Source organism: Anaerobranca gottschalkii DSM 13577, from assembly GCF_900111575.1.
GTDB classification, from domain to species: domain Bacteria; phylum Bacillota; class Proteinivoracia; order Proteinivoracales; family Proteinivoracaceae; genus Anaerobranca; species Anaerobranca gottschalkii.
In genome coordinates this window covers 71948-92891 of the sequence record NZ_FOIF01000005.1, presented here as the reverse complement: position 1 = coordinate 92891, position 20944 = coordinate 71948, and the positions used below count along the sequence as shown (strand labels likewise).

The following is a 20944-nucleotide window of genomic DNA, read 5'->3' as shown; positions in this document are numbered from 1 at the left end:
TAGTAACCTTCCTACTATGCCTGCAAAGTGGGCAAAACTTATTAAATTAGCCCAACAATGGATTACAGAAGAAACAGCCTAGCTTTTGTTTAGCAGAGCCCGGGCAGGAACTAGTAATCGGCTTGCGAACTCTTGACAAACCGAAGTCTTAAAAGGCTAAAATTGGTAACGTCAAGGGCTTATTTGTTATGCCTTTCTTTTGTTCCCTTCGCCCTTGTTATCTTTGAATTAGCCTTTTAAGACTGTTTGTCAAGAGCGATTACGTTATTTTTCTTTATGCTAATCTGTTCGTGTGGTATTTAATCTATTTTTTCATAGAACTTTTTACATTACCTTTTATAAGCCCCGTAGATCACGGGGCTTACTTATATATTATTCATTGATATAATTTACTACATCACCTACAGTTTTAATTTTCTGTAGTTCTTCATCTGGAATTTGCACATCAAACTCTTCTTCAAATACCATAAGTAAATCCATAATATCAAGGGAATCTAAATCCAAATCATCTTGGAAGCTAGCATCTAAAGTTACAGCATCTTCACTTACATTGGTATGTTCCACTATTATTTTCTTTACTCTGTCAAATACGCTCATCAGGGCCACCTCCTTCCCCATATATTTTAACTACTTTTGTTATTATTTGCAAGTTACTAAACTATTTTTTTATGGGCAACTATGGCAATTACACCAGGACCTGTATTTGTCCCAATAACACTACCAATATTACCTTCTAATATCTCACTAATATTTAACTCTTGTATAGCATAAGCCAGTAACTCATCTTTTTGCTCAGGAGTTAAGGCATGGGCAATTGCTACATTAACTAAATCATCATTAAATTTTTCTTTAATCTTTTCCACTAAGTAAGGAATGACTTTATTTTTTCCCCTTACTTTTCCTAAAGGAGCTACGATTCCCTCTGAATTCAGGGTGAGAATTGGTTTAACATTTAATAAAGTACCTATGAGTGCTGAAGCTTTACCTATACGTCCATTTTTTTGTAGAAACTCTAAAGTATCTACACCAAAGCAGATTAACTGATCTTCGATAATTTTGTTTAATATTTCTTGTATTTCTTTAACACCCTTACCTTCTTTTATTAGTTTTGCCCCTTGATAAGCTATTAATCCTAAACCTAGTGAAGCTGATTTTGAATCAATAATAGTTATGTCAGCATCCTCTAACATATTCTTAGCAATTACAGCAGATTGATAAGTTCCACTTAACTTAGAGGAAATATGGATAGAAATAATGGAATGTCCTTCTGCTAAAAGGGAAGTGTATACTTTGTAAAAATCCCCAGGAGATGGTTGGGAAGTTCTAGGCATAACTTCTGAATTTTGTAGTTTAGCAAAAAAGCTCTCTGTATTTAAATCTACTCCGTCTTTGAAAACTTCATCTCCAAAATGAACATTTAAAGGAACTACAGTTATGTCATATTTTTCTATGATGTCTTGAGATAAATCCGCAGTGCTGTCTACAACTAATTTAATTGCCATTTAAATTCTCCTTTCATAAATATTAAATTCCTTCATTGAATTTCTCTAGTACTTCTATCATCCCCTTTCCTTGTTTTAATATTGCATTTTTAATTGCTTTAGCATCTGAAGAACCGTGACTCTTTATACATGCACCTTTTACTCCTAAAAGTGGAGCCCCACCATGTTCTGAATAATCCATCTTTTTCTTAAAGTCTTTAAAAGCAGGCTTTAATAACATAGCACCTATAGTTCTAAAAACTCCTCGGGTTAATTCTTCTTTTAAAGAAGCAAATATAGATGACGCTAAACCCTCCATAAACTTGAGCATTACATTCCCTACAAAACCATCGCAAACTATAACATCAGCTACACCCATAGGCACATCCCTTGCCTCAACATTCCCTATAAAATTAATACTGGGATCATTTTTCAGTAAGTCATAGGCTGCTTTAGTAACCTCATTTCCTTTACCTTCTTCAACTCCTACATTTAGAAGGCCAACTTTAGGATTTTTTATATTAAATACCCTTTGAGCATAAATACTTCCCATTTTCCCATATTGTAATAAATTTTCAGCAGTTGCATCCATATTAGCACCAATATCTAACACTACAGTGTGTTTGCCTCCTTGAGCTGGGAAAATAGGTGCTAATGCAGGTCTTGAAATACCTTTAATTCTACCTAATATAAAGTAACCTGCAGCCATAAAAGCTCCAGTGTTCCCTGCTGTGACAACAGAGTTTGCCTTACCTTCCTTTACTAAAGTCACTGCCTTCACTAGTGAAGAATCCTTTTTCCTACGAACGGCTTCCACTGGTTTATCATCATTAGTTATTACTTCCTGGGCATCTATTATTTCATAACGTCCTTCAAGTTTTTCTATATCTAATTTAGATAATTGTTCCTTTATAGCCTGCACCGGTCCCACAAAATATATGTATAGTTCACTATCAGTTTTTAATGCTTCTACACCTCCTAAAATTGGAGCTTGTGGAGCATTATCTCCCCCCATAACATCTAAAGCAATTTTAACCATCTATTTTACCTCCCCTTTCTGTATTATGACAAATTTACCATGAAAAACCTGTTTATCGTCACTGGAAGTATTTACTTCCACATAAAAATTATTACCATCTTGTTTAATAACATCTGCTACAGCTACTAATCTCTCTCCACCATATACTGGTTTTAAGTATTTTATATTTGCTTCTTTTGTTAAAGCTACAGTAGCATCAATAACTGCTACAGCTAAACTATTGGCTTGACCAAAAATGTAATGTCCCCTAACGATATTATTATTTTGAAAAGCCATTGCCTCTGTTGTTTGTAAGAGGGAAATAGCCCTTTTCCCTAAATCTAATGATAATAAGTCTCCCACTAATTCTTGTTTATTTAAAGAGCGGAGTTCAGAGTACACTTCTTGGGCCATACTCTTAGTTCTCTCCCTTAGCTCTGAAATACCTAATTCTAACCTATCAAGTCGGATTGTTTGAATAGATACCCCCAACTTTTCAGCTAGTTTTTCATCGGTTAAAAAGGGATTTTCTTCAATTAATTTAAGTAAACTTTGATGCCTTAACTTCTTATTTTTATTTCCCCTAGCCATGTTATACCTCCCATATTGTAACCATATATTAGTACCAGATATTAATAATTATAAAGGTATATTAGTTATTATGCAAGCTATAATTTTATCTTTTGTAAAAATTTATTTAAATATTTATTCTAGTATTTTTTCATAGAAAAGAATTAAAGGCAATATTTATTGTAAACCTACAATAAATATTGCCTTTAAATTATTTACCTACAACTTGTTTACCTTTATAATATCCGCATTCAGGACATACTCTATGTGGTAATTTAGGTTGATGACATTGTGGACATGCCATATTTGTAGGTAATTCTAACTTCCAATTAGCTCTTCTTTTAGCTTGACGTGCTTTAGATTGTCTCCGCTTAGGTACTGCCATTTATATCCACCTCCCTAACATAGGTTATTCTTTTAATAAATCTTTTAAAATTGCCAATCTAGGATCAATTTGATCCTTTAGACATTGACATGTTGATAAATTTAAATTACAGCCACAATGGGGACATAATCCTAAACAACTTTCTTTACAAAGGACTTTTACAGGCATAGCAAATTCTAAACTTTCCCTAAGGATTTCTTCAACTTGAAGTTTACTTTTACTTAAAATTATAATATCTTCATCCTTTTGGGTTTTTAGACTATAACGTTCGGCGATGGGGTAGTTTGTTTCATAAGCAACAGTCTCCATACACCTGCTACACTCAAGTTCCAATACACCGGTCAATTCACCAGTAACATAAAAAATGTCATCGGCAAACCTAATAGAAAGGTCTAGTCGTATCGGTGAACTTGGGTTTATATATCCTGTTAATTCTTTTATTTCAGTTGGGTCTATATTAAAAGAAAATTGTTTAGTTAAATTAGGCTGTTTAATTATTTCATCAAGGTTTATTGCCTGTAACCCTTTCATGAAATCACCCTCAATTTTATAACACTACAAGGAAAAAGTCAAGGTTCTATTTTTTTACAATAGCTTGAGTATCTCTAGCAATCATTAATTCCTCGTTAGTAGGAATTACTAATGCTTGGACTTTGCTACCTTCCTTGGAGAAATTAACGGCTTTGCCCCTTACTTTATTTTTTTCAGTATCGATTTCTAAACCTAGGTATTCAAATCCTTTTAAAACTGCTTCTCTAGTTTCAGGTGAGTTTTCACCTAAACCTGCGGTAAAGACAATAGCATCTACACCGCCAAGAACAGCTGTGTAAGCTCCAATATATTTTTTAACTTTGTGTATAAAAACATCTAAAGCTAATTGAGCCCTTTCGTTTCCTTCTGCTGCCGCTGATTCAATATCTCTAAAGTCACTGCTAACTCCAGAAATACCTAATACCCCTGACTTTTTATTTAAATAATCATTGATTCCGTCGAAATCTAGATCCATTTTCTTCATAAGATAGAAGACAATAGCAGGGTCAATATCTCCACATCTTGTTCCCATAGTTAAACCTTCAAGGGGAGTAAAGCCCATACTGGTATCTACAGATTTTCCACCATCAATAGCGGTAATACTCGCTCCGTTACCTAAATGACATGTAATTATTTTAAGATCTTTTAAATCTTTACCTAAAAGATTTGCAGCTTGTTGTGCTACATATTTATGGGAAGTACCATGGAAACCATATCTTCTTATAGAATATTTTTCATAGGCTTCATATGGCAAACTGTAAATAAAAGACTTTTTAGGCATTGTTTGATGAAAAGCAGTATCAAAAACTGCTACTTGCTTAACCCCTGGTAATACTTGGGCGCAAGCTTCTATACCCATTATGTTTGGCGGGTTATGTAATGGTGCTAATTCAATACATTTATTTAAAGTCGCCATTACAGAGTCATCAATAAGAACTGACTGGGAAAATGCTTCACCACCATGAACAACTCTGTGTCCTACTGCCTCAATTTCAGTAATATCCTGTAAAACTCCTAATTCTTTATCAGTCAAAGTATTAATTACTAGCTCAATTGCTACTTTATGATTTGGTATGTTATTAGGAATTTTTACTTTATCACCTTCACCTTTTTGATGTACTAAAACCCCATCAATTCCAATTCTCTCTACAATACCTTTTGCTAATACTTGTTCTCCATTCATATCAAACAATTGATACTTTAATGAAGAACTTCCACAGTTTACTACTAAAATTTTCAATGTATTAACCTCCTTAATTTTTATTACAACAATCCCTATATTATTCTATTAGTTATGGACAGGTTTTTCAAGTATTATCCGTTAAATTTTTATTAAAATAATTATCTCTCTACTCACAAAAGCAATAAAAACCTTTAACTTTTATGTAGATATAGTATTTAATAAAAAGGGATAACTTATGCTATAATTAACTTAATCTATAAAATAAAAATCAGAAAAGGTGATAATGATGGAAAAGGTTTTAGGTGTAATTATAGAATATAATCCATTTCATAATGGTCATTTATACCATCTAGAAAAAGCAAAAGAACTTACAGGTTGCAAATATGTAGTAGGGGTAATGAGTGGTAACTATGTACAGCGGGGTGAACCTGCTATAATTAATAAGTGGGCAAGAACAGAAATTGCCCTCAATAATGGTGTTGATTTAGTTATTGAATTACCAACAGTCTATGCAACTCAAAGTGCTGAAGGATTTGCAAAAGGTGCAGTAAATATCTTAGCTAACACCGGAATAGTAACCCATCTAGTTTTCGGCTCAGAAAAAGGTGATATTAACAGTTTAAAAGCTATTGCTCAAAAGTTATTAGACCTTGAACAAAAGGGGATGATCAAAGAAATATTAAAAAAGGGAATTAGCTACAGTGAGGGGTTAAAACAATTACTTAATGATGAAGAAATATTAAAAGGTTCTAATAATATTTTAGCTATAGAATATCTTAAAGAAATTTTGAGGAAAAAACTCCCTATCAATGTTGATACTATTAAGAGATTTAATAATAATTATAATGACCCCATTTTACCTCAAAATGAAATAGCTGTAGCCAGTGCTACAGCCCTTAGACCTTTAATAAAAAACAATAATCCCACTATAAAAAAATATATTCCTAATTCAAGTTACCAAATTTTAATTAATACTTTAAATAAACAACAAATACCGGCAAGTTTGGATCAAATGTCTGAATTTTTCTATCACCTTTTACTACGAGAAGGTACAGAAGGATTAAAAGAATTGGCTAGAGTTGAAGTAGGCCTAGAAAATAGAATTTTTCAAAAGGCTATAGAAAGTTCTAACATTAGTGAGCTTATTGGATTAGTACGTTCAAAAAGATTTGCTAAAAGTAGAATTTCTCGAATCATTCTCCATTTTATTTTAAAATTAAATGAGGAATTACTATTAGAATCTAATGAATACCCTGGTAATTATTTACGGATCCTTGGATGTTCTCCAGAAGGGCTAAATCTTTTGAAATCTTTAAAGAGCAACTGCAATGTTCCTTATTCTTTAAATTATAACAAACTATTAAAAGAATTTAATAATGGAACCGTTGAAAAAAGACAATTACTATTCGAGAATTCTGCAACAAATATTTATTCCAAGTTCTTTTATAAAAAATTTACCTTAGGCTTAGAGTATACCCAAAATGCCGTTATTTTAACTTAAATCTTCTTCATTTAATTATTTATTTTTCAAATAATCTAACACTTCTTCTAAACTAGAGACAGGTATAACTTCAATCTTTTTTGCATATCTTTTGGCTTCAGGGTAATTTTCTACGGGACAGAATAAAAGATCTGCCCCTTTTTTTTCTGCTGCAAAGACCTTTTGTTTCATCCCTCCAATAGGACCAATTGTTCCATCCCAACGTATTTCTCCAGTTCCTGCTATACTTAACCCACTTGTTATATCCTCTGCCGTTAAGCGATTATATATTTCCAAAACAAACATAATTCCCGCTGAAGGTCCCCCTATATTTCCAGTATTGATCTTTATATCCAAGGGAGAATCTAGCTTTAATTTTTTATTTCTTACCCAAATTCCTAAAGCAGGAGTCTCTGGTGATGACTGATTTACCCCTACAGGTACATCTATTTCTAATATTTTACCATCCCTATTAATTTTAATATTAATACTTTCCCCTATTTTTTTATTTCTTATTTCTCTTATTACTTGTTCATCAAAGAACACTTCTTCACCATCAATAGCTAATATCAAGTCTCCTTCTTGTAATAAACCGTAAGCTGTTCCTGTTTGCAATACCCCTTCTACTAAAACCCCTTCAGAAGTAATTTTAACATCATAATCTAAATGTTTTAAAGCAACATATTTTGCTTTGATTTGACTGTTAACCATCATTTCTTTAGATAATTCATAATACTCCTCCAAATCCATATCAGGAGGAATAACAGCTTCCCTTTTATAAAGATCCGTCTTTGGAGATAAAAGGCCGTATAAAAATAAAACTGGTGATGCCTTTTGTTGACTTACCGTTAATAAGTAAAAATCACCATTTTGAAGGGGATAACCTTCTACTTCTACCAACTCTTCTACCAAAATTGCTGATCCTGGAAATACCGCTAAATAACCGGTATCTCCTAATAATAAGAAAACTACTAAAGAAATAATTAATATCGCCAGAGAAATTTTTTTAATAATTCTATTGTTTTTCATTTAACTCCTCCATCCCTAGCTTTTCTTTAATTTTACTTAATACCTTCTTACAAGCTTCCTCCCCTGCCATTACTCCTTCATCAACTTTAGAAAACTGCATTGCTCCAATATCCATTACCTTAGGTTGAATAAGAATATCAGCATCTATTTTTTTATATTTTACTAATTCCCTTTCCATAATATCAAAGGTTTGTAAAAGAATATCAAAAATATTATGAACATCAATTGTTGGTTTAAAGGTATTTACATCTACTGCAATTACCAAATCTGCTCCCATTTCCCTCACTATAGAAGCTGGTACCCTGTCAACTAAAGCTCCATCAACTAAAAGACGATCTAAGTATTCTACTGGTTTAAAAATTCCAGGAATACTAATACTAGCTCGGATAGCTTTATATAAAGGCCCTTGATCTATTATTACCCTTTCTCCATTTTTTATATCTGTAGCCACCAACTTCAGAGGTATTTTAGTTTCTTCAATATTACATCCCCTAGTAAGAAGTCTTAGCATTTCTTCTATTCTTTCTCCTGCAATTAGTCCTTTTCTAGGTAATGTCAAATCAACCCAAGAAGAATTTGAAAGGTTAGTGGCTAACTTTTCTATCATATTAGGGGAAATCCCCACAGCATATAAGCTGCCTATTAAAGCACCCATACTAGTTCCAGCAATATAATCTATAGGAATATTGTTCTCTGTTAAAACCCTCAAGACTCCTATATGGGCCAGACCTCTCGCAGCACCTGCTCCTAAAGCTAAACCAACTCTAGGCCTATCCTTCTTCAAGTTTACCACCACCTAACATAAGTTATGATATAAACATCCAATTTTATTACCTTTTTTAGCGAATAAAAAGATGCATACTTATAATTTTTTTAAAATATGATTAGAAGAGACTAATTTATAGGAGAGGATGATATGAGGAAAAAAGATATATTAATTTATTTGGGAGCTTTTTGTACAGTATTTTTAGCTATTTCAATGGTTTTATACCCTGAAGATGCTTTTAGTGCTGCAAAAGATGGTTTAAATCTATGGTTCAATGTAGTTTTTCCTGCTCTACTTCCTTTTTTTATCGCTGCAGAATTGCTTATGGGAGTGGGAGTAGTACACTTTATGGGGGTTTTATTAGAACCAATTATGCGCCCTATTTTTAATGTACCAGGGGCAGGCTCCTTTGTCATGGCCGTTGGTCTTGCATCTGGATTCCCTATTGGTTCTATTTTAACCGGTGAACTCCGCCATAAAGGTCTTTGCAATAAAACTGAAGGTGAACGACTAATGTCATTTACTAATACCGCTGATCCACTATTCATGTTTGGGGCAGTAGCTGTAGGTATGTTTCACAAAGTAGAATATGGAATGCTAATTGCCGCTGCCCACTACCTTTCTAGCTTTACAGTTGGGATCCTAATGTCTTTTTATAAAAGAAATGATAGATCTGATATAAAGGATAAATTCTCTAAAAAACAAAATATTCTATTAAGGGCTTTAATAAATTTAAAAAAAGCCCGAGAAGAAGATGGTAGACCAATTGGTAAGTTATTGGGAGATGCAATTAGAAAATCCGTCTCTACCATGTTAGCTATTGGTGGTTTTATTATTTTATTTTCTGTATTGATTAGGGTTCTATTAAAAATCGGTTTAGTAGGTTTTTTAGCTACTATTTTGTTAAGATTTTTTGAACCTTTAGGTGCTACTTTCAACTTAATAGTAGCCTATATAAGCGGGATTTTTGAAGTTACCATAGGTTGTCAAAAAGCTGCCATCAGTGATGTTGCACCATTATCTCAACTTGTGGCAGTGGGATTTATTATTGCTTTTAGTGGTATTTCAGTTATAGCTCAAGTGGCAAGTATGGTAAGTCATACAGACTTAAATATTAAACCCTTTATATTTGCTCGAATTTTCCATGGATTCTTTGCCGCAACATACACCTATTTACTGGTTAAATTTGGTATAATAAATGTACTTCCTACAAGTTTACCTGTTTTTCTAACCCAAACCCCTACCTTTTCACTGTCATTTATCTTATCAAGAATTACCTTACTTTTTATTCCTTTAATATTACTATTTCTATTTTTTACAATCATCTTGGTATATAAATCTATTAAAATTGCCTACTTTACTGTAAAGAATTAAGTTTCTTTAATATAATAGGTATTATTTCTTGAGGAACGAGGTCTTCTATGGAACCATTTAACCTTCCTATTTCTTTAACTAAACTAGAACTCAAATAAGAATACTTTGTATTTGTCATCATGAAAAGGGTTTCTATATTTTCTTTCAATTTTTTGTTTATTGAAGCCATTTGAAATTCATATTCAAAATCCGATACCGCCCTTAACCCTTTAATAATGACATAAGCTTCTTTATTAGAACAATATTCCACTAATAAACCATTAAAAGTATCAACTTTTACATTTGGGTAGTCTTGAACTACCTTATTTATTATTTCTATTCTTTCTTCTATAGTAAATAAAGGTTTCTTACTGGAATTAGTAGCAACAGCAACAATAACTTCATCAAAAATTTTACTAGCCCTTTTAATAATATCTAAATGCCCCTTTGTAATTGGGTCAAAACTACCTGGGTATACTGCCCTCTTCATTTACATCAACTCCTTAAAAGAATAGTAATTTTAGTGTCACCATAATTTTTTTCATTTGCAAGAATAAAGTAGTGATTTGCAATATCAAGATTTTCTTTTTTATCTGTTTCTATAACTATAGCTCCATCTTTTAAAAGTAAATCTTTAGCTACAACTAAATCAATTACTTTTTGAGATAAACCTTGGTTATATGGAGGGTCTACAAAAAACAAATGGTATTTTTCTGAAGTTTTAGTTAGATGTGTTATTACATTACCTTTAACAACTTTACTTTTATTTTCATAATCAGTTTTTTTCAAATTATCTTTAATACAATTTAAAGACTGTGAATTCAATTCATAGAAAGTACAATAACTTCCTCCTCTACTTAAAAACTCTATTCCTAAAGCTCCTGTTCCCGCAAAACAATCTATAGCTTTTTTATCAATAAAATCTACGTAATTTGCTAAACTATTAAAGATAGCTCCTTTAATTTTATCTGATGTAGGTCTAGTATTTAAGCCTTTTGGACTTTTTAGTGGAAATCCCCTTTTTTCTCCTGCTATTACTCTCATAAACATCACCTTTGCTAATTTTACCATATTTCCTTTAAATCTAGCAAATAACTAAAAAGATTTTTTTATTTTTTTTGAATAAATAACTTAAAAAAAGGAAATATATATAATGAACCGGAGATGCAGCAAAGGTTAAATTTTAAAACACACTAATCTTTGCAGCAAAAAACAAACCATTTCCCCATAACTCTTCCTCCGGTTTCTCCTCTCCCAGACCGGCGGCCCCCACCGCCGGTATAATTATGAATTATAGTTGTGGGTCAAAAAAAAAAGGATGCTCAAAAGAGCACCCTTTTCATACCAATTTACTTATTGGCCATTTGGTTTTCAACCATTTCAATCATTCTCTTAACCATTTGGCCACCAATTTTACCTACTTCATAAGGAGTCATGTTGGCATAACCAACAGATTGGATTTTTTGAGATAATCCAAGTTCTGAAGCAATCTCGTTTTTAAGATTTTCTAGAGCTTGCTCAGCTTGTGGTACTAATATTTGCTGTTCTGAAAACCCTTGTTGTCTTTCACTAGTATTAGGATTCATAGTTGCCATCTATTTTTACACCTCCTTTGTTAATTTTTTATTTAAATTAGTATTGTTTTCCTTGAAGTTGTTGTTCTGCATCTTGAATCATTCTTTTAACCATTTGACCACCAATTTGGCCTACTTGTCTAGTGGTTAGGTTATTCCATCCACCAGTTTGAATTTGGTTAGTTAAACCTAATTCAGAAGCTATTTCATATTTGTAACGATCTAGAGCTTGTTCAGCTTGGGGAACCAAACTACGTCTTCTTCTTTTACGTGCCATTTGTGTTCACCTCCTTTTTCCTTGGTATTTTTATTATTACACTGATTAAATAGATGTATGCTAGAAGTGTTTTCCACAAGTGGAAATGATAACAATAACTAATAAAAAAATAAAAAAAGCGAGATTTGAAAATTATCTCGCTTTTTTCTATTTTATCTAACCTCCAAGCTTTTCTTCTATAGCCCTTGCCGTCGGTGTATTTGCTAGACCTGCCATAGATGTTTCCCTTAATTCTACTGGTAGAAGACTACCAACTTCCGCCATAGCGGAAATTACCTCATCAGCAGGAATAACACTTTTTACCCCCGCTAAAGCTAAATCAGCAGCCATTACTGCTGTAACGGCACAGCTCCCATTACGGATTATACAGGGAATTTCCACTAAACCAGCGACAGGATCACAGACCAATCCCATAATACTTTGTAAAGCAATAGCTACAGCATCTAAAATATTTTCTAATTCCCCTCCTAATAATTCCACCACAGCAGCGGCAGCCATAGCTGCAGCACTACCACACTCTGCTTGACATCCCCCTTCAGCTCCTGCCACAGTACCTTTCTTAGCAATAACATGCCCAATATATGCAGCTGTAAATAAAGATTTCACAACTTTATCGTCTTCTATTTTTTTAGCTTCAGAAATTGAAAGTAAAACTCCTGGCAAAATACCACAAGAGCCGGCTGTAGGAGTTGCTACAATTTTACCCATAGCCGCATTAACTTCTGCCATAGCCATAGAATAAGCAACAGCTTTTTGAGCAATTTCTCCTAATAAACCTTTATTTTCTAAATGATATTTTTTAGCATCTCCTCCCGTTAACCCAGATACTGATTTAATATTTTCTTCTATTCCTTTGTTAATACCCTCTTTCATTATTTTCCAATAACCCATCATTTTTTGGAAAATTTCCTCTGTAGACTTTTCGGCCTTTTCACTTTCAATTTTAATAACTAAATCTGATAAGGAACAATTCATTTCTTTTGCTTTAATTAGCATGTCTTTTAGATTATCTGGGAAGTGCATAATAACATCCTTTCTAAATTGGGTTAATAAAAGATACTTTTAGTACACCATCGAGTTTTAACATATTATCTAAACAACTTTGGGATACTTGCTGATCTGTTTCTATTACCATTAATGCCCTTACCCCTTTTTGTTCCCTAATTACCCGCATATAGGCTATATTAACCTGATCCTTTGCTATTTCACTGGTTATTTTTGAAATTATTCCATAGCGATCTTCATGGGGAATAATTAGTGTAAAATATGTTCCCGTGAGTTTTACCTTGAAATTATCAAGTTCAGTAATAATTATATTTCCTCCACCTATAGAAGAACCAACAATTCTATACCTTTGACCACTTTTAGTTTCAATGTGAAATTCAACGGTATTAGGATGATAACCTTTTTTATTACTTTCAATAAAACGATAGGTAAGTTGCTGTTTCCGTGCCAATATAAATGAATCCTTAATTTTTTCATCATCGGTATCAAAACCTAATAACCCTGCTATTAAAGCTAAATCTGTTCCATGACCTTTATAGGTTTTGGCAAAAGAACCATATAAGAAAATATCACAATGACTAATAGGCTCATTGGCAATAGTTCTCGCCATTTTACCTAACCTTACTGCACCTGCTGTATGGGAACTAGATGGCCCAATCATTACCGGGCCGATAATATCAAATACACTCATGGAAGGGACCTCCTAATATCTTTGCTATAGTTAAACGGGATATAAAACTAGACCTATTGCTCCTAAACCTAAATTATATGCTGATATAGAACTTAATTCTGAAAAAATCAAATGATCGTATTTTATATTACTTTCAATTAGATCCTTTAATTTAACGGCATCTTCTAAATTATCAGAATGTATGATAGCAATTTTATATTTTAATCCATTATCAACATGAGAACAAATAACATTAACAAAATCTTGTAAACTTTTAGCTTTATTTCTATGACCCTCTAAAAATTTAAATCCTTCACTATTAAACATAAAAATATTATAGATATAAGGTTCTTCAGCCTTATCCATTTGGGGTAAAAATAAATTTTTATACTCTCCCTCTGTTAATAAAAAGCCTTTAATTGAATCCTTAATTTTATTAGCTAACAATAACAATTGTTCTTTATTTTCTAAGGCTTTTGCTGCTCTAGCTACTTCTAGTACTAGTACCCCTAAGCCCATTGACACTAATCCTGAATCTATAATAGTAATGTCTACTAAATCACCTAACATTTTTTTAGCAATATCTGCAGAAGATACTGTCCCGTTTATTTTAGATGAAAGATGAATAGAAATTATTTCTGTATATTCCTTAGAAAGTTCTTTATATAACTCCATAAATTCTGCTGGGGAAGGTTGGTTTACTATAATTTCTTGACAACCATCTCTAAATTTTCTATAAACCTCTTCAAAGGATATATCTATACCCTCTTTATAAGTGTTTGTTGAAATTTGGATTTTTAAAGGAATTACATGAATATTTAACTCCTCTATTAAACTTCGAGGTAAGTCTGCAGAAGTATCTGTTACTATCGCTACCTTCTTCATAATCATCCCCCTCAGGGTTATTCAACGGAAATTAAATAGTAATATAAAGGCTGTCCTCCATAATGAAGCTCTACCTCTACATTATCATATTGTTCCATAATAGTATCTATTAACTTCTCCCCTTGTTCTTTAGATATATCTTCCCCATAAAATATTGTTACTATTTCGCTATCTTCAGTTATTAACTTATCTAAAAGCCTCAATGTTGTTTCCTCAACATCTTGCCCTATAACTTCAATTTTATTTTCTGCAATACCTAATATATTTCCTTCTTTAATTTCCAGGTCATTAAATTTAGAATCTCTAACAGCAAAAGTAACTTGACCTGATTTAACATTAGTTATAGCTTCTTCCATCATTTGATAGAGCTCTTCAAGGGGAATACCCTCACTTTGATAATTTAATAATGCTGCTATCCCTTGTGGTATAGTTTTACTTCTGACTACCTTCGTAGGTTTTGTAGCAATTTTTTCTGCTTGTTGTGCAGCTAAAACGATATTACTGTTATTGGGCAAAAGAATAAAACTATCAGCATTTACACTTTCCATAGCTTTAAGGAAATCTTCAGTAGACGGATTCATAGTTTGACCACCTTCAATTACATAATCCACTCCCATACTAATAAATATTTCCTTTAACCCTTCTCCTGCAGCCACAGCAATGACCCCAACTTCTTTTTTGGGTCCTAAATTTTCTACCTTATTGTGTTTTACTTCCCTTAATTCTTCAGTTTGAAGTAGCATATTATCGATTTTAATTCCTTTTAAACTTCCCCATTTAGTTCCAACTTCTAAGACCTTTCCTGGGTTATTTGTATGAATATGAACTTTAACCATATCTTCCATCCCAACTGCTAACAATGAATCCCCTAAATCAACTAATTCATTTCTGATTTTATCTGGATCTAGTTTATTACCAAATATTATAAATTCTGTACAATAAGCAAATTTTATTTCCTTTGGATCTAAAGGATGTTCATCAACAAAATCAACTATTCCTTCATCGGCTTGGGTAATATCCCCTATTTCTTCTCCTTTTAAAAACTTTAGCCATCCTTCATAAATCACTAATAAACCTTTACCACCAGAATCTACAACCCCCGCTTGTTTTAAAACAGGAAGCATCTCAGGTGTTTGTTTAAGTGTTATTTCCCCTTGTTCTAAAGCTTTTTCCATTACTTTGACTAAATCACTACCTTGTTTAGCTTCCATAAGGGCAGCTTTAGCAGCATATTTTGATACAGTTAAGATTGTACCTTCTACTGGCTTTAACACTGCTTTATAAGCAGTTTTAACTCCTTCATTTAATCCAAGGGCAAAATCTAAAGGAGTAATCTGATCTTTAGTTTCTAAAACTTTAGAAAAACCTCTAAATAACTGGGATAAAATTACCCCTGAATTACCCCTAGCTCCCATTAAGGATCCCATAGCTAAGGCTTTAACCACATCTTTTACTTTATTGCTATTAACTTTTTTTATTTCATTTATTGCAGATGTCATTGTTAAGTTCATATTAGTTCCAGTATCTCCATCAGGGACCGGAAATACATTTAAGCTATCTACTTCAGATTTTCTTAAACTTAAAGCTTGGCCCCCGGCAATAAGCATATTTTTCAACAGGGTGCCATCAATTGATTTAAAATCCATTATGTCTTCCTCCTCTAACTGTTAATTACTCTAACTCCTTGTACATTTACATTAACCTGGGCCACTGTCAAACCAGTGATACTTTCCACAGTATATTTTACTTTATCTATTACATTATAGGCCACTTCGTTTATTTTAGTACCGTAAGTTACGACAATGTATAAATCGATTATTATTTCACCATCAACACTTTTGATTTCTACACCCTTGTTTAAATTTTCCAAACCCAATAATTCTGAAAAACCGTCTTTTACATTATTGCGGGAATACATGCCAATTAAACCATAACATTCAAGGGCACTGGCACCAGCAATAGTAGCTATAACATCTTTATGAATAGATACCGTACCAAACTCATTTGTAAATTCCATTTTAGTACCTCCTTATAAAAATCTACTTTGTTATTATTTTACTACATTTACATAAAAATTAAAAGAAAATAGTATATAAAAAAGGATAAATCTAACTTGCTAATGTCTATAATAATTTTGTATAATATAAATAATTGCAAATACATAGTATTTCTTTAACAAAATTGGAAAAACCATCGTTTTCTATTGCCATAGTTTCAATTGTATGTTAAAATATTAAATGTTGTATAAAGGAGGTGGATTCTAATGGCAAAAAAATGTGAAATCTGTGCTAAAGTGAGCCATACTGGCTTTAAAGTGAGCCATTCAAACATAAAAACAAAAAGACGTTGGTCTCCTAATATTCAAAAAGTAAGAGCATTGATCAATGGTACACCTCGGAGAGTTAGTATTTGTACTCGCTGCTTAAAAGCTGGTAAAGTTCAAAGGGCCCTTTAAAATTTATAAATTAATGAGTAAAAAGCGCTAAACAGCGCTTTTTATTTTTCCTTGCCAAATAATTTTAAAACTCCTTTAACTATTGCACTTAAACATTTAGGTAATTTGTAAGCATAAATTTTCATAATACCCCTCCCTTACGCATTAAATAATAACCAGCCCACAATAATAAAAACTAACCCAATAACTATCCACCATACATAAATAGGTAATGTACTAACTAAGATATAAACTCCTATAAGAGCAAAAAGTATTCCTAATATCTTTCTTCCATTGCCCCCTCTTTTTCTCCTTCTGCCCATAGATAACCCTCCTATTTTAAATTATATTCACTACATCTAAAAATTGTGCCAAAATAATAAAAAAAGAGCTAAACAAAAAGCTCTTTTTTGTAATAAAAATTATACTTTGTAAATTGACCCTTTAAAAAGTATATTCTTCTATTTTTAGTTTTGAGTTTATATCAAATATTTTAATTCCATTAGATTCAATAATAGCAACGGTAGAATATTCCCCTTTTGTCAAACTAGGTGAACCTGGGTTTAAAAATACAGTTTTTCCATCTTTATAAATTTCTGCTATATGGGTATGGCCAGTTATAAAAATATCAATATTGTACTTTTGAGCTAATTTTATTTTATCACCATAAGATAAAGTATGCCCATGATGGGCTAAAATTTTTTTCCCATCTACAATCATCAAGACATAGGGATTTTGAAGGGGATGTTCTAAAACCATTTGATCCACCTCTGCATCACAATTACCCTTTGCAAAAATGATAGGTGTTTTTAAAGAATTTAACCTTTGTGATAATAGAGCTGGATTATAACCTTCTACAATAGGGTTACGAGGCCCATGATACAAAACATCTCCACAATGGATAATTAAACTAACATCTCCAAAAAATTCTTCCATTACTTTATCCCAAACACTAACAACACCATGAGTATCACTTATAACACCTATTTTCATCCCTTCACTTCCTTTACCATTTATTCTGTGTCTTATTAACTATAACGACAAAATTTCCAGTTTTGACGGTAATATTCAAAGATTCACCTGTTATTATATTGCTTAACGTTAAGGACTGGTATAAATCGACATCTTGTCTATCTAAAGAATAATATGCCCCTTTGATAGTCAATTCATTTAATTTCTCTAATGGAAAAAGGGAAAAAGTGTGTCCTTTAAAACCTTTTAGAGTAAAGAAATTATGGCAAAAATAAATAATTTCATTTTCCGTTTCCCCTATATAATAATTATCCTTTATGTAGTTTTTAAGGACAAAAAAATTAAATAATTGATGATCTATTCTCCCACCAGTTAAGCCAAATATTATAACCTTTTGGTCTTTATAATTATTATGTATATACTTAAGGGTAAGTTCAAAATCACTTAAATCTTTATCTTTAGGGTATTGTAAGATTTTATACTTTTGAGGCAAGTTTTTAATGGAGTCTAAATCACCAAGGATTTCTATCCTATTGTTCTTTAAAAGCTTTGGAGGAATATTATTAAAACCTCCATCTACCCCTATTATGAGCTCTATCTTTCCTTTAAAGAATTCGCTATCTTTAACGGTACTACCATTTAAGAAAACCAAAATTGCCATATTTTTCACCCACCAAAAAAATTATACCATTAGATCTTGCAAATTTAAAGGGCAAATGGAGGTTTTTTATTGATTTAATTCAAAAATTTGTTAATTATCAAATATGCCAAAACTACAACCACTTGAGAGTTAATAAATATAAACAATGGAGTTTTTACCTTTTCCTTAAAGAATTTTATGATATTGATAACTAATACCCCTAACCAACCTAGTGAAACAATACCTTTAAAAATGTTCATCAACAAAACTTGTACTTCCTTATCTTCTGTTATAGCTTTAACAATGGCATTATCAACCCGTCCAGTATAAGCAGTTATCATTAATAGTGGCATCAATAAACTTAATAAAACCAACCTTTCCTCTTTAGGTTTATTATGAGGTATATCATGTAATTTATTAACAATATAAGGAGTTATAAAGATAACCAACAAAATCTCTGGTACCATATAAGTAGCATTATAAATTAACGAGTAAATAAAAACTGATTGGCCTTCTGGAGCATATTGACCAAAAAATACTATACCTGAGATAAAGTGAGCGAGAAACCTTAAAAGACCAGCTATAGAAATTCCTAATAACTGATTATCTCTCAATAAACCAGCAATTCCGATGACTCCAAAGGCTAATGGATAATCTAAAATCACCTGGATAGGATGGGCAAACCAAAAACCTGGTCCAATTATTTTTAATACACCGAAGGCTACTCCAGCTATTGTCCCAGCTTTGAATCCCCATCTTAAAGCTATTAAGAAGATTGGGATCATTTGTAAAGAAATTGAACCCCCTTGTGGCATTTGACCTATCCTAAAATAACTTAAAATAAAAGCCAATGCCAACATCATACTGGTTTCCACCAGTATTTTAATTTGTCTACGATTCATATAAAATCCCTCCCATATTTAGGGTAAACAAAAAAACCGTTTCCCACTAGGAAATACGGTTTATTTAGAATACACCTATCCTAAACCGACTTCCCTACGCTGGCATTACCCAGATCAGGTTCAAAGGGTCAGATGCCCACAGCATCCTCTCAGTTATTGTAATAACTCCCCTAGTGGTTTTTTGTCTCCCTATTAAATTTTACATTTTAATTATATGAAATTTTTTCAAAAATTACAAGTTAGTTTTTATTATTTTTTCTTAATAAATCAATGGCTATTTTAGGGTTAGGATGATTTAGAATATATGAACCTGCTACTAAAACAGTAGCACCAAAGTCTACTAATTTAGGGCCTACTTCATCATTAACTCCACCATCGACTTGAATTTCTATTTTTCTTTCCCCAATCAACTCTTTTAAATCATTTAATTTATCATATGTGCTTTCGATAAATTTCTGTCCACCAAAACCTGGATTTACTGACATTAATAAAACCATATCTAATTTATCTAATACATACTTAATACTTCTCACATCGGTGGCAGGATTTAAAGCAACCCCCGCTTTTTTACCATAAAATTTTATCAGCTGTAATGTTCTATCTAAATGGGGAGTAGCTTCACAATGTACCGTTACATAATCTGCTCCAGCTTTACAAAAATCTTCAATATATCGTTCAGGTTTTTCCACCATTAAATGGACATCTAAAACTAAATTTGTAATTTTTCTAAGGGCAGAAACATATTGGGGACCAAAGGTAATATTAGGAACAAACATTCCATCCATCACATCAATATGGAACCAATTGGCACCACTTTCTTCTAATATTTTTATATCCCTTGCTAAATTTAAAACATCTGCTGCTAATAAAGATGGTGCTATTTTTATCATTAAAATTCCACCTCATTTTTGATTATTTTCACGGATTTCCTCTAGTAGCATAAGATAGCTATTATATCTTTCAGGATTAATTAAACCTTTTTCTACTGCAGATTTTATATTACATCCTTCTTCCTTTTGATGTAAACAAGAAGTAAAACGACAATTTGAAAAAGGTATGAATTCAGGAAAATATTTGTCTAGTTCATAGACATCAAAATCCGTTAGTTCCAATGAAGTAAATCCAGGGGTATCCACAACAAAACTATTTTCCATAACTTCAAGTAACTGACAAAATGTAGTAGTATGTTTACCCCTCTTAGTTTTTTCACTTACTGAAGATACCGCTAATTTAAACTGTGGGTTAATATTGTTAATTAGAGATGACTTACCAGCACCTGATGGACCAGATAAAGTTGTGATTTTCCCTTTAAGTTTTTCTTTTAATTCCTCTAATCCTTCTAAAGTCTTATTAGAAATTCCAATTATTGTATATCCTGTATCTTTAAACCTTTGTGCAATATTATCTAAAAAAGTCTTATCAATTAAGTCCATTTTAGTTATACAAATAATTACTTCTAATGAATTTTTACCAGCTAAAACTGTAAGCCTATCCATTAGAAGATAATCGGGGATTGGATCCATAGCGGAAAAAACCAGGCAAAGCTGGTCAATATTTGCAACACTTGGTCTAACCAAACAATTTTTTCTCTCTTTGATCGTTTCTATTACCCCTTCGGTAGGGGATATCAGTGCAAATTCAACTTTATCCCCTACCACAGGCTTAATGTTATCCTTCTTAAACTTCCCCCTAGCCCTGCATTGAATTATTTTATTCTCCCATTTTACATAATAAAATCCACTTAAAGCTTTTACAATAATACCTTCATGTAAAACTATAAAGATCACCC

General features: G+C 32.1%; 27 protein-coding genes and 1 riboswitch. Of the genes, 3 read left to right on the top strand and 24 right to left on the bottom strand.

The annotated features are described in order from the left end of the window. Nucleotides 1-372 precede the first annotated feature (372 nt). The 7 genes from acpP to BMX60_RS02950 all read right to left on the bottom strand — a co-directional run bounded on the left by acpP (nucleotide 373) and on the right by BMX60_RS02950 (nucleotide 5225). Nucleotides 373-597, bottom strand: a complete 225-nt coding sequence (gene acpP / locus BMX60_RS02980; RefSeq protein ID WP_091349004.1) for an acyl carrier protein — start codon at nucleotides 595-597, stop codon at nucleotides 373-375. Between the two features lie 56 nt (nucleotides 598-653). Continuing rightward, complete coding sequence (locus BMX60_RS02975; RefSeq protein ID WP_091349001.1) at nucleotides 654-1502, bottom strand: DegV family protein; 849 nt, start codon at nucleotides 1500-1502, stop codon at nucleotides 654-656. 22 nt (nucleotides 1503-1524) lie between these two features. Beyond that, nucleotides 1525-2520 carry a phosphate acyltransferase PlsX gene (gene plsX / locus BMX60_RS02970; RefSeq protein ID WP_091348999.1) on the bottom strand — a complete coding sequence of 332 codons (996 nt, stop codon included), beginning with the start codon at nucleotides 2518-2520 and terminating at the stop codon, nucleotides 1525-1527. After that, nucleotides 2521-3090 (bottom strand): transcription factor FapR, encoded by a 570-nt coding sequence (fapR, locus tag BMX60_RS02965; RefSeq protein ID WP_091348997.1) that lies wholly within the window; start codon nucleotides 3088-3090, stop codon nucleotides 2521-2523. A 190-nt stretch (nucleotides 3091-3280) separates the two neighbouring features. Beyond that, on the bottom strand, nucleotides 3281-3454 hold the full coding sequence (rpmF, locus tag BMX60_RS02960) for a 50S ribosomal protein L32 (RefSeq protein ID WP_072905454.1): 174 nt from the start codon (nucleotides 3452-3454) through the stop codon (nucleotides 3281-3283). Nucleotides 3455-3478: 24 nt separating this feature from the next. After that, entirely contained in the window at nucleotides 3479-3985 is a 507-nt protein-coding gene (locus BMX60_RS02955; protein WP_091348995.1) for a YceD family protein, read from the bottom strand. A gap of 46 nt (nucleotides 3986-4031) precedes the next feature. Continuing rightward, nucleotides 4032-5225 (bottom strand): acetate/propionate family kinase, encoded by a 1194-nt coding sequence (locus BMX60_RS02950; protein ID WP_091348993.1) that lies wholly within the window; start codon nucleotides 5223-5225, stop codon nucleotides 4032-4034. A 229-nt stretch (nucleotides 5226-5454) separates the two neighbouring features. Between BMX60_RS02950 and BMX60_RS02945 the strand changes: the two genes are divergently transcribed. After that, complete coding sequence (locus tag BMX60_RS02945; RefSeq protein WP_177159672.1) at nucleotides 5455-6669, top strand: nucleotidyltransferase; 1215 nt, start codon at nucleotides 5455-5457, stop codon at nucleotides 6667-6669. Between the two features lie 15 nt (nucleotides 6670-6684). Here BMX60_RS02945 and BMX60_RS02940 read toward each other — a convergent pair whose 3' ends face one another. After that, the gene (locus BMX60_RS02940; protein WP_091348990.1) at nucleotides 6685-7677 is read right to left on the bottom strand and encodes a YlbL family protein; all 993 of its coding nucleotides are present in this window, start codon (nucleotides 7675-7677) and stop codon (nucleotides 6685-6687) included. Then, on the bottom strand, nucleotides 7664-8461 hold the full coding sequence (locus BMX60_RS02935) for a patatin-like phospholipase family protein (protein WP_091348989.1): 798 nt from the start codon (nucleotides 8459-8461) through the stop codon (nucleotides 7664-7666). The genes BMX60_RS02940 and BMX60_RS02935 overlap by 14 nt, the downstream gene beginning before the upstream one ends. Nucleotides 8462-8593: 132 nt before the next feature. Between BMX60_RS02935 and ylbJ the strand changes: the two genes are divergently transcribed. Continuing rightward, a complete protein-coding gene (gene ylbJ, locus BMX60_RS02930) occupies nucleotides 8594-9817 on the top strand; it encodes a sporulation integral membrane protein YlbJ (protein WP_091348987.1) in 1224 nt (407 codons plus the stop codon). On the opposite strand, the gene coaD is transcribed toward ylbJ, so the two are convergent. From coaD to BMX60_RS02885, 9 genes are all read right to left on the bottom strand, one after another. Further along, nucleotides 9801-10286, bottom strand: coding sequence for a pantetheine-phosphate adenylyltransferase (gene coaD / locus BMX60_RS02925; protein ID WP_091348985.1), 486 nt, complete (start codon nucleotides 10284-10286; stop codon nucleotides 9801-9803). The two genes, ylbJ and coaD, sit on opposite strands and share 17 nt — an antisense overlap. Nucleotides 10287-10291: 5 nt before the next feature. Then, a complete protein-coding gene (gene rsmD / locus BMX60_RS02920) occupies nucleotides 10292-10840 on the bottom strand; it encodes a 16S rRNA (guanine(966)-N(2))-methyltransferase RsmD (RefSeq protein WP_177159671.1) in 549 nt (182 codons plus the stop codon). 305 nt (nucleotides 10841-11145) lie between these two features. After that, nucleotides 11146-11391, bottom strand: a complete 246-nt coding sequence (locus tag BMX60_RS02915; protein ID WP_341422802.1) for an alpha/beta-type small acid-soluble spore protein — start codon at nucleotides 11389-11391, stop codon at nucleotides 11146-11148. A 37-nt stretch (nucleotides 11392-11428) separates the two neighbouring features. Beyond that, on the bottom strand, nucleotides 11429-11647 hold the full coding sequence (locus BMX60_RS02910) for an alpha/beta-type small acid-soluble spore protein (RefSeq protein ID WP_091348982.1): 219 nt from the start codon (nucleotides 11645-11647) through the stop codon (nucleotides 11429-11431). Nucleotides 11648-11803: 156 nt separating this feature from the next. After that, entirely contained in the window at nucleotides 11804-12670 is an 867-nt protein-coding gene (sdaAA, locus tag BMX60_RS02905; protein ID WP_091348980.1) for an L-serine ammonia-lyase, iron-sulfur-dependent, subunit alpha, read from the bottom strand. 13 nt (nucleotides 12671-12683) lie between these two features. Continuing rightward, the gene (gene sdaAB / locus BMX60_RS02900) at nucleotides 12684-13343 is read right to left on the bottom strand and encodes an L-serine ammonia-lyase, iron-sulfur-dependent subunit beta (RefSeq protein ID WP_091348978.1); all 660 of its coding nucleotides are present in this window, start codon (nucleotides 13341-13343) and stop codon (nucleotides 12684-12686) included. Nucleotides 13344-13373: 30 nt separating this feature from the next. Further along, nucleotides 13374-14207 (bottom strand): DegV family protein, encoded by an 834-nt coding sequence (locus tag BMX60_RS02895; RefSeq protein ID WP_177159670.1) that lies wholly within the window; start codon nucleotides 14205-14207, stop codon nucleotides 13374-13376. A 17-nt stretch (nucleotides 14208-14224) separates the two neighbouring features. Beyond that, nucleotides 14225-15853: a DAK2 domain-containing protein gene (locus tag BMX60_RS02890; RefSeq protein WP_091348975.1), complete on the bottom strand. Its 1629-nt coding sequence runs from the start codon at nucleotides 15851-15853 to the stop codon at nucleotides 14225-14227. Between the two features lie 14 nt (nucleotides 15854-15867). After that, nucleotides 15868-16224 carry an Asp23/Gls24 family envelope stress response protein gene (locus tag BMX60_RS02885; RefSeq protein ID WP_091348974.1) on the bottom strand — a complete coding sequence of 119 codons (357 nt, stop codon included), beginning with the start codon at nucleotides 16222-16224 and terminating at the stop codon, nucleotides 15868-15870. Between the two features lie 246 nt (nucleotides 16225-16470). On the opposite strand from BMX60_RS02885, the gene rpmB reads away from it, so the two are divergent. Continuing rightward, nucleotides 16471-16662 (top strand): 50S ribosomal protein L28, encoded by a 192-nt coding sequence (rpmB, locus tag BMX60_RS02880; protein WP_091348972.1) that lies wholly within the window; start codon nucleotides 16471-16473, stop codon nucleotides 16660-16662. A gap of 137 nt (nucleotides 16663-16799) precedes the next feature. On the opposite strand, the gene BMX60_RS11995 is transcribed toward rpmB, so the two are convergent. The 6 genes from BMX60_RS11995 to rsgA form a co-directional block, all read right to left on the bottom strand. Further along, nucleotides 16800-16964, bottom strand: a complete 165-nt coding sequence (locus tag BMX60_RS11995; protein ID WP_177159669.1) for a hypothetical protein — start codon at nucleotides 16962-16964, stop codon at nucleotides 16800-16802. Between the two features lie 121 nt (nucleotides 16965-17085). After that, the gene (gene yfcE / locus BMX60_RS02875; RefSeq protein ID WP_091348970.1) at nucleotides 17086-17634 is read right to left on the bottom strand and encodes a phosphodiesterase; all 549 of its coding nucleotides are present in this window, start codon (nucleotides 17632-17634) and stop codon (nucleotides 17086-17088) included. Between the two features lie 13 nt (nucleotides 17635-17647). Further along, nucleotides 17648-18274, bottom strand: coding sequence for a thiamine diphosphokinase (locus BMX60_RS02870; protein ID WP_091348968.1), 627 nt, complete (start codon nucleotides 18272-18274; stop codon nucleotides 17648-17650). Between the two features lie 74 nt (nucleotides 18275-18348). Next, nucleotides 18349-19155 (bottom strand): energy-coupled thiamine transporter ThiT, encoded by an 807-nt coding sequence (gene thiT, locus BMX60_RS02865; RefSeq protein ID WP_091348967.1) that lies wholly within the window; start codon nucleotides 19153-19155, stop codon nucleotides 18349-18351. A gap of 74 nt (nucleotides 19156-19229) precedes the next feature. Beyond that, nucleotides 19230-19337: riboswitch (TPP riboswitch) on the bottom strand. A gap of 57 nt (nucleotides 19338-19394) precedes the next feature. Beyond that, nucleotides 19395-20045, bottom strand: a complete 651-nt coding sequence (rpe, locus tag BMX60_RS02860; protein WP_091348965.1) for a ribulose-phosphate 3-epimerase — start codon at nucleotides 20043-20045, stop codon at nucleotides 19395-19397. A 12-nt stretch (nucleotides 20046-20057) separates the two neighbouring features. Next, entirely contained in the window at nucleotides 20058-20942 is an 885-nt protein-coding gene (gene rsgA, locus BMX60_RS02855) for a ribosome small subunit-dependent GTPase A (RefSeq protein WP_177159668.1), read from the bottom strand. Nucleotides 20943-20944: the final 2 nt, after the last annotated feature.

Bases quoted from the DNA above. Each gene is read 5' to 3' on its own strand.
- acpP (WP_091349004.1), bottom strand. From the start codon at position 597: ATGAGCGTATTTGACAGAGTAAAGAAAATAATAGTGGAACATACCAAT.
- BMX60_RS02975 (WP_091349001.1), bottom strand. From the start codon at position 1,502: ATGGCAATTAAATTAGTTGTAGACAGCACTGCGGATTTATCTCAAGAC.
- plsX (WP_091348999.1), bottom strand. From the start codon at position 2,520: ATGGTTAAAATTGCTTTAGATGTTATGGGGGGAGATAATGCTCCACAA.
- fapR (WP_091348997.1), bottom strand. From the start codon at position 3,090: ATGGCTAGGGGAAATAAAAATAAGAAGTTAAGGCATCAAAGTTTACTT.
- rpmF (WP_072905454.1), bottom strand. From the start codon at position 3,454: ATGGCAGTACCTAAGCGGAGACAATCTAAAGCACGTCAAGCTAAAAGA.
- BMX60_RS02955 (WP_091348995.1), bottom strand. From the start codon at position 3,985: ATGAAAGGGTTACAGGCAATAAACCTTGATGAAATAATTAAACAGCCT.
- BMX60_RS02945 (WP_177159672.1), top strand. From the start codon at position 5,455: ATGGAAAAGGTTTTAGGTGTAATTATAGAATATAATCCATTTCATAAT.
- BMX60_RS02940 (WP_091348990.1), bottom strand. From the start codon at position 7,677: ATGAAAAACAATAGAATTATTAAAAAAATTTCTCTGGCGATATTAATT.
- ylbJ (WP_091348987.1), top strand. From the start codon at position 8,594: ATGAGGAAAAAAGATATATTAATTTATTTGGGAGCTTTTTGTACAGTA.
- coaD (WP_091348985.1), bottom strand. From the start codon at position 10,286: ATGAAGAGGGCAGTATACCCAGGTAGTTTTGACCCAATTACAAAGGGG.
- rsmD (WP_177159671.1), bottom strand. From the start codon at position 10,840: ATGAGAGTAATAGCAGGAGAAAAAAGGGGATTTCCACTAAAAAGTCCA.
- BMX60_RS02915 (WP_341422802.1), bottom strand. From the start codon at position 11,391: ATGGCAACTATGAATCCTAATACTAGTGAAAGACAACAAGGGTTTTCA.
- BMX60_RS02910 (WP_091348982.1), bottom strand. From the start codon at position 11,647: ATGGCACGTAAAAGAAGAAGACGTAGTTTGGTTCCCCAAGCTGAACAA.
- sdaAA (WP_091348980.1), bottom strand. From the start codon at position 12,670: ATGCACTTCCCAGATAATCTAAAAGACATGCTAATTAAAGCAAAAGAA.
- sdaAB (WP_091348978.1), bottom strand. From the start codon at position 13,343: ATGAGTGTATTTGATATTATCGGCCCGGTAATGATTGGGCCATCTAGT.
- BMX60_RS02895 (WP_177159670.1), bottom strand. From the start codon at position 14,207: ATGAAGAAGGTAGCGATAGTAACAGATACTTCTGCAGACTTACCTCGA.
- BMX60_RS02890 (WP_091348975.1), bottom strand. From the start codon at position 15,853: ATGGATTTTAAATCAATTGATGGCACCCTGTTGAAAAATATGCTTATT.
- BMX60_RS02885 (WP_091348974.1), bottom strand. From the start codon at position 16,224: ATGGAATTTACAAATGAGTTTGGTACGGTATCTATTCATAAAGATGTT.
- rpmB (WP_091348972.1), top strand. From the start codon at position 16,471: ATGGCAAAAAAATGTGAAATCTGTGCTAAAGTGAGCCATACTGGCTTT.
- BMX60_RS11995 (WP_177159669.1), bottom strand. From the start codon at position 16,964: ATGGGCAGAAGGAGAAAAAGAGGGGGCAATGGAAGAAAGATATTAGGA.
- yfcE (WP_091348970.1), bottom strand. From the start codon at position 17,634: ATGAAAATAGGTGTTATAAGTGATACTCATGGTGTTGTTAGTGTTTGG.
- BMX60_RS02870 (WP_091348968.1), bottom strand. From the start codon at position 18,274: ATGGCAATTTTGGTTTTCTTAAATGGTAGTACCGTTAAAGATAGCGAA.
- thiT (WP_091348967.1), bottom strand. From the start codon at position 19,155: ATGAATCGTAGACAAATTAAAATACTGGTGGAAACCAGTATGATGTTG.
- rpe (WP_091348965.1), bottom strand. From the start codon at position 20,045: ATGATAAAAATAGCACCATCTTTATTAGCAGCAGATGTTTTAAATTTA.